14 protein-coding genes, 3 tRNA genes and 1 pseudogene are annotated in these 11,639 nt (G+C 70.0%); 16 read left to right on the top strand and 2 right to left on the bottom strand.

Going from position 1 to position 11,639, the window contains the following annotated elements:
• Together katE and VNT59_RS07795 are read left to right on the top strand one after the other, a co-directional pair.
• Positions 1-220: pseudogene (gene katE, locus VNT59_RS07790) on the top strand (catalase HPII); the annotation flags it as partial.
• Between the two features lie 122 nt (positions 221-342).
• Positions 343-579, top strand: coding sequence for a hypothetical protein (locus VNT59_RS07795; protein ID WP_325497760.1), 237 nt, complete (start codon positions 343-345; stop codon positions 577-579).
• Between the two features lie 15 nt (positions 580-594).
• On the opposite strand, the gene VNT59_RS07800 is transcribed toward VNT59_RS07795, so the two are convergent.
• The gene (locus tag VNT59_RS07800; RefSeq protein WP_325497761.1) at positions 595-1,407 is read right to left on the bottom strand and encodes a DUF3047 domain-containing protein; all 813 of its coding nucleotides are present in this window, start codon (positions 1,405-1,407) and stop codon (positions 595-597) included.
• A gap of 186 nt (positions 1,408-1,593) precedes the next feature.
• Here VNT59_RS07800 and VNT59_RS07805 point away from each other — a divergent pair, with 186 nt between their 5' ends.
• The gene (locus tag VNT59_RS07805) at positions 1,594-2,373 is read left to right on the top strand and encodes a hypothetical protein (protein WP_325497762.1); all 780 of its coding nucleotides are present in this window, start codon (positions 1,594-1,596) and stop codon (positions 2,371-2,373) included.
• Positions 2,374-2,436: 63 nt separating this feature from the next.
• Positions 2,437-3,108: a phosphoglycolate phosphatase gene (locus VNT59_RS07810; protein WP_325497763.1), complete on the top strand. Its 672-nt coding sequence runs from the start codon at positions 2,437-2,439 to the stop codon at positions 3,106-3,108.
• A 52-nt stretch (positions 3,109-3,160) separates the two neighbouring features.
• Here the strand turns inward: VNT59_RS07810 and VNT59_RS07815 are convergent, their stop codons facing one another.
• Positions 3,161-3,739, bottom strand: coding sequence for a chalcone isomerase family protein (locus VNT59_RS07815; protein ID WP_325497764.1), 579 nt, complete (start codon positions 3,737-3,739; stop codon positions 3,161-3,163).
• A 307-nt stretch (positions 3,740-4,046) separates the two neighbouring features.
• Here VNT59_RS07815 and trpE point away from each other — a divergent pair, with 307 nt between their 5' ends.
• The 12 genes from trpE to VNT59_RS07875 form a co-directional block, all read left to right on the top strand.
• Positions 4,047-5,546: an anthranilate synthase component I gene (trpE, locus tag VNT59_RS07820; RefSeq protein WP_325497765.1), complete on the top strand. Its 1,500-nt coding sequence runs from the start codon at positions 4,047-4,049 to the stop codon at positions 5,544-5,546.
• Positions 5,543-5,992, top strand: coding sequence for a GxxExxY protein (locus VNT59_RS07825; RefSeq protein ID WP_325497766.1), 450 nt, complete (start codon positions 5,543-5,545; stop codon positions 5,990-5,992). Before trpE ends, VNT59_RS07825 begins: the two co-directional genes overlap by 4 nt.
• A gap of 82 nt (positions 5,993-6,074) precedes the next feature.
• On the top strand, positions 6,075-6,644 hold the full coding sequence (locus VNT59_RS07830; protein ID WP_325497767.1) for an aminodeoxychorismate/anthranilate synthase component II: 570 nt from the start codon (positions 6,075-6,077) through the stop codon (positions 6,642-6,644).
• The gene (gene ltaE, locus VNT59_RS07835) at positions 6,644-7,693 is read left to right on the top strand and encodes a low-specificity L-threonine aldolase (RefSeq protein ID WP_325497768.1); all 1,050 of its coding nucleotides are present in this window, start codon (positions 6,644-6,646) and stop codon (positions 7,691-7,693) included. The genes VNT59_RS07830 and ltaE overlap by 1 nt, the downstream gene beginning before the upstream one ends.
• 7 nt (positions 7,694-7,700) lie before the next feature.
• Positions 7,701-8,360: a LysE family translocator gene (locus VNT59_RS07840; RefSeq protein ID WP_325497769.1), complete on the top strand. Its 660-nt coding sequence runs from the start codon at positions 7,701-7,703 to the stop codon at positions 8,358-8,360.
• A gap of 1 nt (position 8,361) precedes the next feature.
• Positions 8,362-9,393 (top strand): anthranilate phosphoribosyltransferase, encoded by a 1,032-nt coding sequence (trpD, locus tag VNT59_RS07845; RefSeq protein WP_325497770.1) that lies wholly within the window; start codon positions 8,362-8,364, stop codon positions 9,391-9,393.
• Positions 9,394-9,396: 3 nt separating this feature from the next.
• Positions 9,397-10,188 carry an indole-3-glycerol phosphate synthase TrpC gene (trpC, locus tag VNT59_RS07850; protein ID WP_325497771.1) on the top strand — a complete coding sequence of 264 codons (792 nt, stop codon included), beginning with the start codon at positions 9,397-9,399 and terminating at the stop codon, positions 10,186-10,188.
• On the top strand, positions 10,181-10,984 hold the full coding sequence (locus VNT59_RS07855) for a uracil-DNA glycosylase (RefSeq protein ID WP_414708364.1): 804 nt from the start codon (positions 10,181-10,183) through the stop codon (positions 10,982-10,984). The genes trpC and VNT59_RS07855 overlap by 8 nt, the downstream gene beginning before the upstream one ends.
• Positions 10,985-11,032: 48 nt before the next feature.
• Positions 11,033-11,118 (top strand) — tRNA-Tyr (locus tag VNT59_RS07860).
• 111 nt (positions 11,119-11,229) lie between these two features.
• A tRNA-Gly gene (locus VNT59_RS07865) sits at positions 11,230-11,303 on the top strand.
• A 40-nt stretch (positions 11,304-11,343) separates the two neighbouring features.
• Positions 11,344-11,418 (top strand) — tRNA-Thr (locus VNT59_RS07870).
• Between the two features lie 70 nt (positions 11,419-11,488).
• Positions 11,489-11,639, top strand: a 151-nt coding sequence (locus VNT59_RS07875) for a GTP-binding protein (RefSeq protein WP_325497773.1), incomplete at its 3' end; no start/stop codon positions are given.

Raw genomic sequence — 11,639 nt, forward strand, 5'->3', positions numbered from 1 at the left:
GGAGGCCTACCGGCACTGCAAGCCGATCGGCGTCATCGGCGAAGGGGTGCAGCTGCTGCGCACCCTTGGCGTCGACGCCGAGGGCGCGGCCGCGCTGCCGGGCGTGGTGCTGGGCAAGAACGATCCGCCGTCGCGCCCGCAACTGGCGCAGGATTTCCTGGCGGCGCTGGCCAAGCGGCGCCACTGGGCGCGCGCCAATCTCGAAGCCATTCCGGCGTGAGGCGGCGGCGCCGCGCTGCCTCAGCCCTGGGGCTTTTGCGGCGGCGCTTGACGCTGGCGGCATCCGGTCTCCAAATACGGACGGCCGCGTGAACCGCGCCCGCTTCAACTCAGGAGACCCTCATGGTGGCTGCGCAACCGCACCGCAACGATCGCGCGCAGGCTTCGCCCAGCGGCTCGTTGAACCGCGGTTTCGTCTCGCTCGACCCGGAGCGGCAGCCCGAGCCGCTGGACGATCCCGGCCGCCGCCGCCCGAAGGCCGCCGGCAAGGACCAGTTCGCTTCCGTGGTGCAGCAACTGGTGGAAGCGGCGCGGCGCCGCCGTGAACGCGAACAGGGGACGCCGGCCGACCGGGAATAGCGGCCGGTCCGGCGGTCAGGCCGGCTCCATGCGGATGTCGCCGTACCAGGTCTCCAGGTCCAGCCGCAGGTCGTCGGCGTCGGTGAGGACGCCGACACTGTTGACGGGCCCGGGCTCCTCCGCGAACAGGCGCCTGAAGTCGGCCACGATGTCGCGCTCGTACCTCAGCCAGCGCCCGGCCCGCGCGCTTCCGCTCTCGACGACCAGGTAGCGGATGCGCGCCGTGCGCGCGTAGTTCGCCGTCGCCCCGACCGGCAGCTGGCCGTCCCAGACGTACATCAGCGTCGCATAGGCCAGCCGCTCGCCGGTGATCAGCTGCACCAGCTCGTAGAGGGCCCGGTCGCGCATCGACAGGCGCTGCTCGTCGCCGTCGAACGCGACCGCCACGCGCGCCGGCGAATCGTCGGTTTCGCTGCGGTCGACGCACATCGACAGCGGGACCTCGCGCGTGCGCCACGACCAACGCAGCCACGGGGCGGCATGCGGGTCGACCCGCAGCCGGCAGCGCAGGCCGGAAGCGCCGTGGCCGCTGGCGCGCAGCACGCGGCGACCGTCCAGCGTGACCACACGGTAGTCGGTGCGCGGCAGGTCGCGCCGCATCACCAGTTCCTCCCAGCCGGGCGGCAACCCGTCGAGCGCCCGCAGCGTGGAAAACGGCGCAACCGCCTGCGGCAGCTCGCGCCGCGGCGGCGTGACGCAGCCGGCCAGGACCGCTGCGAGGGCAGCGGGTGCGCACAACAGGGCGCGGCGCAGCCGGTCGGGGGCGGCCAGCGCGCGGCGCGCATCGGCAAGGGCGGCGGCAGGGGCGGCGGCAGCTGGCGCGGACATGGTGCAGATGGAGCGGCGGCGGCCCGGCCCCCGCCTTTATCAATAGCGCCAGCCGAGCGGGTTTCCACCGGCCGTGGTGTAAGACGTGCGCTGTGGGTGTAAACCGCCGTCGCCGAGCGAGCGCGCGTCCGCGACCGGGCAAGGCGCTAAGATCGCGCGCCGTCCGGCATCCGAAATGCAAACCCGGTGTTGATCCTCAAGCTGTTCCTCGTCGCACTGTCGGTGCTGCTGTCCACGCTGGCCGCGCGCCGGTTCGGCCACGCGATCGGGGGCGCCGTCGCGGGCATGCCGATGATTGCCGCGCCCATCGTCGGCCTCCTGCTGCTCGACCTCGGCGCCGTCGAGGTCAGGCGCATCGCGCTGGCCACCCTGGCCTGCGTGCCGGCGACGATCCTGCACATCGTCACGTTCGCCGCCGCGGCGCCACGGAGCAGATGGCCGGCGGCAGTGACCGCGGCCTTGCTCGCGTACGCCGCCGCCGGGGCGCTGCTGGCGCAGGCGCCGTTCGGCGTCGCGGCCGTGTGCGTCCTGGCGTTGGTCGCGCCCGGCGTCGGGCTCTGGCTGGCGGCCCGCCACACCGGCGCGGCGCAACCGGTGCACGTGCCCCGGATCGAGCTGGTCCTGCGGATCGCGGTGGCGGTCGCGATGGCCGGCGTGATCATCCTCGGCGCGGACACGCTGCCTCCCGCGCTCAGCGGCATCCTGCTCGCGGTTCCGATCACCGGCACGGTGCTGCCTTGCTTCACCTTGCAGCGGTATGGCGCAGCCGCGACCGCCTCGTTGATGACCGGTTTCCTGCAGGGGCTGCACGGCTTCACCGCGTTCTTCCTGGCCTTGTACTGGGGCCTGGGCGGGCTCGGCCGCGCCGCCGCTTTCGTCCTCGCGCTGGCCGCGGCGCTGGCCATGGCGCTGGCCGTGCAGGCCGCCAGGCGCTGGGGCAGGATGTCCGGCGCCGCGAGCAGCTGAAGCGGGCCCCTCCGCCGCGCCGGCGACCTCGCCGCGTCTTCCAACTTTTCGAACGCACTTGAAATGACCACCCACCCCCCGCAAGCGGCGATCGTCGATCTCGACGGCACCATGGTCGACACCATCGGTGACTTCGCCGTCGCCTTGAACCGGATGCTGGCCGAGCTCGGCCTGCCCGCCACCGACCGGCCCACGATCGAACGGCTGGTGGGCAAGGGCTCGGAGCACCTGATCCGCTCGGTGCTGGCCCATGTCGGGGGCCGCGCGCAGCTGTACGACGCTGCGTGGAGCGCCTACCAGAAGCACTATCTCGCGATCAATGGCGAGCACGCGCAGCTGTACCCGGGCGTGCTGGAGGGCCTGGCCGCGTTGCGTGCGGCCGGCCTTCGCCTCGTCTGTCTGACCAACAAGCCGACCGGATTTGCCCGCCCGCTGCTCGAGCGCAAGGGACTGGCCGGCTACTTCGAGGCCGTGTTCGGCGGCGACGCCTTCGAGCGCCAGAAGCCCGACCCGCTGCCGCTGCTCAAGGCCTGCGAGGCGCTGGGCACCACCCCGGCGCGGACCCTGGTCATCGGCGACTCCAGCAACGACGCCCAGGCGGCGCGGGCCGCCGGCTGCCGGGTGGTGCTGGTGACCTACGGCTACAACCACGGCGAGCCGGTACGCAACGTGCCGGCCGACGGGTTCGTCGACTCGCTCGCCGACGTCCCGGCCTGGCTGGCCTCGCCCGCTTGAGCAGGCGCCCAACAGACCGCGCCGCGCGCGCCGCGATTGATTCGGGGCTTTCCTAGCCGGCCTTGCCGAGCAAGGCTTCCTTCAGGCTGGCGTCGGCCGGTTGCGGCCCGAGCCAGATGCGCAGCATCGCCGCGAAGAAGTCGGGATCCTTCAACGGCTCCCCGGCGGCGCCCTTCACCCGGATCGTCGTCCCGGTGCCGGGCACCCAGTCAATGGCGACGGTGTCGCCCGGCGCCAGCTTCTTGTGGTCGGCAAAGAGTTGGTTCATGCGCTGCATGCTCGGCGCGACCTTGGCCAGCACGGCCTTGTCGTTGTTGTCGTCCATGCCCTTGGCAAATGCCTGCGCGAATTCGGCGGCGTCGACGTCGCGCAGCATCGTCAGCGCGATGCGCTTGGGGCCGGGCAGGGCCAGGGCTTCCTCGGCCGTGGCCGCCTTCTTGCCCAGGTACAGGCCGGCGGCGTAGACCTTGAACAGGAACTTGGTGCGGATGCCCGCGCCATTGAGCGCCAGCCGGCTGCCGCCCAGGTCGGCCGCTTCCTCGTATCTCACCCCGGCCACGGTGGCCTGCGCCCAGGCGCCGGGCGCGGCCAACAGCGCCGCCAGCGCCAGTCCTGTTGCCAATGCTTTCATGTCGATCTCCGTCGGGAACGGCCGATTCTTGGCGGCGGGCGCCGCCGCGGCAAGCGGGTTTCCCGGGGGCCGGCGCGTCCTTTGCGGGGCCGCGCGCCGCGGTTCGGTCCGTTTGCTACACTTTGCCCATGTCCATCCACCGAAATGCCGTCGCAGGGCGCTCCCGCCGGGGAGCCTGGCCCTGGCGTCCCTGAGCGCGCATTTCTGACCGCGCGGGTTCCCCGTGCACCGCGCCTCGCGACGAGGCATTCACCTTGAACATCATGCGGCCGGCACCGGCGGCCGCCGAGCTTGTGGAGGCTCACCCTTGATCACCGAACTCGAATTCAAGAGCCTGGCGCTGCAGGGCTTCAACCGCATTCCCCTGATCGCCGAGGCATTCGCCGATCTGGAAACCCCGCTGTCGCTGTACCTCAAGCTGGCCCACGCCAGGGACGGCGGCAAGCACAGCTTCCTGCTGGAGTCGGTGGTCGGCGGCGAGCGCTTCGGCCGCTACAGCTTCATCGGCCTGCCGGCCCGCACGCTGCTGCGTTCCAGCGGGTTCGGGCCCGACGCCAGGACGGAAGTGGTGCGCGACGGCCAGGTCGTCGAGACCGCGCACGGCAATCCGCTGGACTTCATCGGCGAGTACCAGCGGCGCTTCAAGGTGGCCTTGCGCCCCGGGCTGCCGCGGTTCTGCGGCGGGCTGGCCGGCTACTTCGGCTACGACACCGTGCGCTACATCGAGAAGAAGCTCGAGCGCAGCTGCCCGGCCGACACGCTGGGCTGCCCGGACATCCTGCTGCTGCAATGCGAGGAGCTGGCGGTCATCGACAATCTCTCGGGCAAGCTGTACCTGATCGTCTATGCCGACCCGGGCCAGCCGGAAGCGTTCGCGAACGGCAAGAAGCGGCTGCGCGAATTGCGCGAGCAGCTGAAGTACTCGGTGAGCGCGCCGGTGGTGCGCCAGACCCAGGGCTTCCCGGCCGAGCGCGAATTCGCCAAGGCCGACTATCTGCAGGCGGTGGAGCGGGCCAAGGAGCTGATCGCGGCCGGCGACTTCATGCAGGTGCAGGTGGGGCAGCGGATCAAGAAGCGCTACACCGAATCGCCGCTGTCGCTGTACCGGGCGCTGCGCTCGCTCAATCCCAGCCCGTACATGTACTACTACCACTTCGGCGACTTCCACGTGGTGGGCGCCTCGCCGGAGATCCTGGTGCGCCAGGAGCAGACCGAGGACGGCAACAAGGTCACGATCCGGCCGCTGGCCGGCACCCGGCCGCGCGGCGCCACGCCCGAGCGCGACAAGGCGATCGAGCAGGAGCTGCTGGCCGATCCGAAGGAGCGGGCCGAGCACGTGATGCTGATCGACCTGGCGCGCAACGACATCGGCCGGATCGCCAAGACCGGCAGCGTCAAGGTGACCGAGGCCTTCGCCATCGAGCGCTACAGCCACGTCATGCACATCGTCAGCAACGTCGAGGGGATCCTCAATGAAGGGATGGACAGCATCGACGTGCTGAAGGCCACCTTCCCGGCCGGGACCCTGACCGGCGCGCCCAAGGTGCATGCGATGGAACTGATCGATCAGCTCGAGCCGAGCAAGCGCGGCCTGTATGGCGGCGCCTGCGGCTACCTGAGCTACGCCGGCGACATGGACGTGGCGATCGCGATCCGCACCGGCATCGTGAAGGACCAGATGCTGTACGTGCAGGCCGCGGCCGGCGTGGTGGCCGATTCCGTGCCCGAACTGGAGTGGAAGGAAACCGAGGCGAAGGCCCGCGCCCTCCTGCGCGCCTCCGAACTGGTCGAGGAGGGGCTGGAATGAACCAACAAACCCAACAGCCGAACGCAGAGGGCGCGGAGGATACGCAGAGGACGCAGAAGGAACAACCAAGGCCTGAAAATGACTGTTCCCACGCCATCATCGGGGCAGCGGTGGAGGTCCAGCGGGTCCTGGGTGTCGGATTGCTCGAGAGTGCCTATTCGGCCGCATTGGCGATCGAACTTGCCGAGCGCGGGTTGAAGTTCGATCGCGAGGTGCCGATCTGGGGGAAGTACAAGGAAAGGGACTTGGGCGTCGTGTACCGCGCCGATTTCGTCGTCGAGAACACCGTCATCGTCGAACTCAAGGCGATGGACGGCGTGACGGAGCTGCACCGGGCGCAGTTGCTCTCGTACCTGCGGATGTCGGGATACAGGTTGGGGCTCCTCGTCAATTTCCACGCCTTTCCCGTCGTCAAGGGCATCCACCGCCTGGTGAACAAGCTATGAGGCTCCTTTTGGCTTCTTCTGCGTCCTCTGCGTATCCTCTGCGCCCTCTGCGTTCGGCTGTTGGGTTTGAAGAGAGCCACGCATGAAGCTCCTCATGGTCGACAACTACGACAGCTTCACCTACAACCTGGTGCAGTACTTCGGTGAGCTGGGCGCGCAGGTCGAGGTGTTCCGCAACGACGAGATCACCATCGACGGTATCGAGCAGCGCCGGCCGGACCGGCTGGTGATCTCGCCCGGCCCCTGCTCGCCGGCCGAAGCCGGCATCTCGGTCGCCGCCATCAGGCACTTCGCCGGCCGGCTGCCGATCCTGGGCGTGTGCCTGGGCCACCAGTCGATCGGCGCCGCGTTCGGCGGCACCATCGTCCGCGCCCGGGAACTCATGCACGGCAAGACCAGCGTGATCACGACCACCGGCGAAGGGGTGTTCCACGGGCTGCCGCGGCAGTTCACGGTGAACCGCTACCACTCGCTGTCGATCGAGCGCGCCAGCTGCCCGCACGACCTCGCCATCACGGCGTGGACCGACGACGGCGAGATCATGGGCGTGCGCCACCGCGAATTGCCGATCCAGGGCGTCCAGTTTCATCCCGAGTCGATCCTGACCGAGCATGGCCATGCCATGCTGCGCAACTTCCTGGAGCAGAACTGATGGCCACCACCGTCGTCGACCTTCGCAGCGACACCGTCACCCGGCCCAGCGCCGGCATGCGCGCCGCCATGGCCGCCGCGCCGCTGGGCGACGACGTGTTCGGCGACGATCCCAGCGTCAATGCGCTGCAGGAGCAGCTCGCCGGCCGGCTCGGGTTCGAGGCCGCGCTGTTCGTGCCGACCGGCACCCAGAGCAACCTGTGCGCCGTGCTCGCGCATTGCCAGCGCGGCGACGAGTACATCGTCGGCCAGATGCAGCACTGCTATCGCTGGGAAGGCGGCGGCGCCGCGGTGTTCGGCAGCGTCCAGCCGCAGCCGATCGCGCACCAGCCGGACGGCACCCTGGCGCTGGCCGAGATCGAAGCCGCCGTGAAGCCGGACGATCCGCATTTCGCGCGCAGCCGGCTGCTGGCGCTGGAGAACACGCTGGGCGGCCAGCTGATCCCGATGGCCTACATCGAGCAGGCGACGGCGCTCGCGCGCCGCCTCGGTCTGTCCACCCATCTCGACGGCGCGCGCCTGTTCAACGCGGCGGTCGCGCAGGCGGCGGCCGGCGGCGGCACCGCGGCCGCCGAAGCGAGGCGCATCGCGCAATGCTTCGACAGCGTCTCGGTCTGTTTCAGCAAGGGACTGGGCGCGCCCGTCGGGTCGGTGCTGTGCGGCTCGCGCGAGCTGATCGGCCGGGCGCGCCGCATCCGCAAGATGGCCGGCGGGGGCATGCGCCAGTCCGGCATCCTGGCCGCGGCGGCCGCCTATGCGCTCGAGCACCACGTGGACCGGCTGGCCGAGGATCACGCCAACGCGAAGCGGCTCGCCGAAGGCCTGGTCGGCATCCCCGGGCTCCAGGTCGCGCCGCCGCACACCAACATGGTGTTCGTGGACCTGGTGGGACCCGCGCGCGAACGCTCGGCGGCCCTGGTCCAGCACCTGGCCGATCGGGGCGTGCTGGCGACGGGCCTGTACCGCCTGCGGCTGGTCACCCACCTGGACGTGACGGCCGAAGGCGTCGATCGCGCCATCGCGGCCGTGCGCCAGTTCTTCGGCCGCTGATCGCGTCATGCCGGGGCCGCACGAGCTGTTGCTGTTCATCCTCGCCGGGGTGCTGCTGAACCTCACCCCCGGCCCGGATGTGCTGTACATCGTGAGCAGCGCGCTGCGCGGCGGGGTGCGGGCCGGCTTGGCGGCCGCGGTCGGCGTCGCCGCCGGCTGTCTGGTGCACGTCACCGCCGCCGCGCTGGGCGTCAGCGCGCTGCTCGCCGCGTCGGCCTCGGCCTTCACGCTGCTGAAATACGCCGGCGCGGCCTACCTGCTGTGGCTCGGGGCCAGGATCCTGCTGGCCGGCGGCGCCGCGCCCGGTCCCGACCTGGCCGCGCTGGCGGCCACTGCCGGCGCGCGGCCGCTGAAGAAGGTCTTTGGCGGCGGCTTCCTGACCAACGTCCTCAATCCCAAGGTGGCCCTGTTCTTCCTCGCTTTCGTGCCGCAGTTCATCGCGCCGGCCGCGCCCGACAAGGCGCTGGCGTTCATGCTGCTGGGCCTCGTGTTCACCGCCAACACGGTGCTGCTCAATTCGTGCTGGGCGCTGGCCGCCGCCTGGCTGGCGCGCCGCGGCGCCGTGCGCGGCAGCCTGCGGTGGCTCGATCGCGCCGCCGGCTGCCTGTTCATCGGCTTCGGCCTGAAGCTGGCCCTTTCCGACAATCCATCACTCACAGGAGGCTGAGATGCCGATCACGCCGCAGGAAGCGTTGCAACGCACCATCGAACACCGCGAGATCTTCCACGACGAGATGCTGAAGGTCGTGCGCATGATCATGAGCGGCGAGCTCTCGCCGGTCATGATGGCGGCGCTGATCACCGGCTTGCGCGTCAAGAAGGAAACGATCGGCGAGATCACCGCCGCCGCCCAGGTGATGCGCGAGTTCTCGACCAAGGTGCACGTCGCCGACAAGACCCACCTGGTCGACATCGTCGGCACCGGCGGCGACGGTTCGCACACCTTCAACATCTCGACCTGCTCGATGTTCGTGGCCGCCGCCGCCGGCGCCAAGGTGAGCAAGCACGGCGGCCGCAGCGTCTCCAGCAAGAGCGGCAGCGCGGACGTGCTGGAGGCGCTGGGGCTGAACCTGAGCCTGCCGCCCGAGGCGATCGCGCGCTGCATCGCCGAGGTCGGCATCGGCTTCATGTTCGCGCCCAACCACCATCCGGCGATGAAGAACGTCGCGCCGGTGCGCAAGGAGCTGGGCGTGCGCACGATCTTCAACATCCTGGGCCCGCTCACCAACCCGGCGAGCGCGCCCAACATCCTGATGGGCGTGTTCCATCCGGACCTGGTCGGCATCCAGGTGCGCGCGCTGCAGCGGCTGGGCGCCGAGCACGCGCTGGTCGTGTACGGCCGCGACGGCATGGACGAGGTGAGCCTGGGCGCCGCGACGATGGTCGGCGAGCTGATCAACGGCGAGATCCACGAGTACGAGATCCACCCCGAGGATTTCGGGTTGCCGATGGCGAGCAACCGCTCGCTGAAGGTGGAGACGCCGCAGCAGTCGCAGGCGATGCTGATGGGCGTGCTGGACAACGAGCCGGGGCCGGCGCGCGACATCGTGTTGTTCAACACGGCGGCGGCGCTGTATGCGGCCAATGTCGTCGACAGCATCCCGGCCGGCCTGGCCAAGGCCCGCGAAGCGCTCGCGTCGGGCGCGGCCAAGGCCAAGCTCGAGCAGCTGATCGCGGTGTCGCGCACGCTGGCGGGCTGAGCGATGTCCGACATCCTCAACAAGATCGTCGCGGTCAAGCGCGAGGAGGTCGCCGCGGCCAGCAAGCGGGTGCCGCTGGCCGCGATGCGCGACGATGCGTTCAGCCGGGTGCTGACGCGCGATTTCGAGGCCGCGCTGCGGCGCAAGATCGATGCCGGCCACAGCGCCGTCATCGCCGAGATCAAGAAGGCCAGTCCCAGCAAGGGCCTGCTGCGCGCCGACTTCGTTCCCGCCGATATCGCGCAGAGCTATGCCGAAGCCGGCGCCGCCTGCCTGTCGGTGCTGACCGACCGCCAGTTCTTCCAGGGCCAGAACGACTACCTGAAGCAGGCGCGCGCCTCGTGCGACCTCCCGGTGCTGCGCAAGGACTTCCTGATCGACCCGTACCAGGTCTACGAGTCGCGCGTGGTCGGCGCCGACTGCATCCTGCTGATCGCCGCCTGCCTGTCGGACGCGCAGATGGCCGAGCTGGAGGCGATCGCCCGCAGCCTGGACATGGCGGTGCTGGTGGAGGTGCACGACCGCGCCGAGCTCGAGCGGGCGCTCAAGCTCAAGACGCCGCTGCTGGGCATCAACAATCGCGACCTGCGGACCTTCGAGGTGAAGCTGGAGACGACGCTCGCCCTGATGGAACTGGTGCCGCCCGGCAAGCTGCTCGTCACCGAGTCGGGCATCCTCACGCGCGCCGACGTCCAGCGCATGCGCGAGGCCGGCGTCCACGCCTTCCTGGTCGGCGAAGCCTTCATGCGGGCCGACGATCCGGGCGCCGCCTTGCAGGCGCTGTTCGGTGGCTGAGGCGGCGGCGCAGGCGCCGCTCGATCTGGGCGGCGAGCCGGACCGGCTGCTGCGCTGGGACCCCGCGCACTGGCCGGTCGCCGAGGGTTGGCGGCCGGTGATCGAGGCCTTCCTGGCGACCGAGGCCGGGCAGCGGCTGGGTTCGTACATCGAGCAGCGGCTGGCCGCCGGCGCCACGATGTATCCGCCGCGGCCTTTCCGCGCCCTCGAACTGACGCCGCTCGCCGGCGTGCGCGCCGTGATCCTCGGCCAGGATCCGTACCATGGGCCGGGCCAAGCCGAGGGTCTGGCGTTTTCGGTGGCGCCTGGCGTGGCCCTGCCGCCGTCGCTGCGCAACATCTTCCGCGAGCTCGCCTGCGGTCCCGCTGAGCCGCCGCCGGCCAGCGGATCGTTGCTGCCGTGGGCCCGCCAAGGGGTGCTGCTGCTGAACACGTCGCTCACCGTCGAGGAAGGTCGGCCGGGCAGCCACGCGAAGAAGGGCTGGGAGCAGCTGACCGACGCGCTGCTGGAGACGGTGGCCAGCCGGGCCTCGCCTTGCGCCTACCTCCTCTGGGGCGCCCATGCCCAGGCGAAGGCCGCGCTGATCCGGGCGGCGGCCGACCGCAACGGCTGCGACGTCCTGCTGCTGCAGGCCAATCATCCGTCGCCGCTGTCGGCCCGGCGGCCACCGGTGCCCTTTCTCGGCTGCGGCCACTTCGCGCAGGCTCGGCAGTGGCTGGCGGCGCGCGGCGCGCCCGGGCTGTTCACGCCGCCCGGCGCTGTCGCAAGCTCGCATCGCCGCGGGGCCGGGCTGTAGTCCGGCGCTGACGAGGGAGATGGAACGTGCTATAGTTCGAGGTTCGCCGGAGGGGTGCCCGAGTGGCTAAAGGGGGCAGACTGTAAATCTGTTGGCTTACGCCTACGCTGGTTCGAATCCAGCCTCCTCCACCAGCCTTGCTTTAGCGAGGCCGGCGAAATGTTTGAAGTGGTTTGTGCGAGCGAAGAGAAGGACGGATCCGGGAGGGTTCGGTACCGGCCGGGGTTCGTTGAAGTCCACCCGCTGCGGGAGTAGTTCAATGGTAGAACCTTAGCCTTCCAAGCTAATGACGCGGGTTCGATTCCCGTCTCCCGCTCCATGAACCGGTTGCCGCGCGCGGGCGCGGCAGAAGAATTCAAGCCCTTGTGGCTCAGTGGTAGAGCACTCCCTTGGTAAGGGAGAGGTCGTGGGTCCGATTCCCACCAAGGGCACCACCGTATCGGTGCGCGGTTGTTGTGGCACCAGTGAAGTCAGTGATCGCATAGTTACTTTTCGGAGTCGAAAATGGCAAAAGGAAAATTCGAGCGCACCAAGCCGCACGTCAACGTCGGCACGATCGGTCACGTGGACCACGGCAAGACCACGCTGACGGCGGCGATCACCTCGGTGCTGGCGACCAAGTTCGGCGGCGAAGCCAAGGCCTACGACCAGATCG

This window comes from Ramlibacter sp. (genome assembly GCF_035554825.1).
Classification (GTDB): Bacteria; Pseudomonadota; Gammaproteobacteria; order Burkholderiales; family Burkholderiaceae_C; genus Ramlibacter.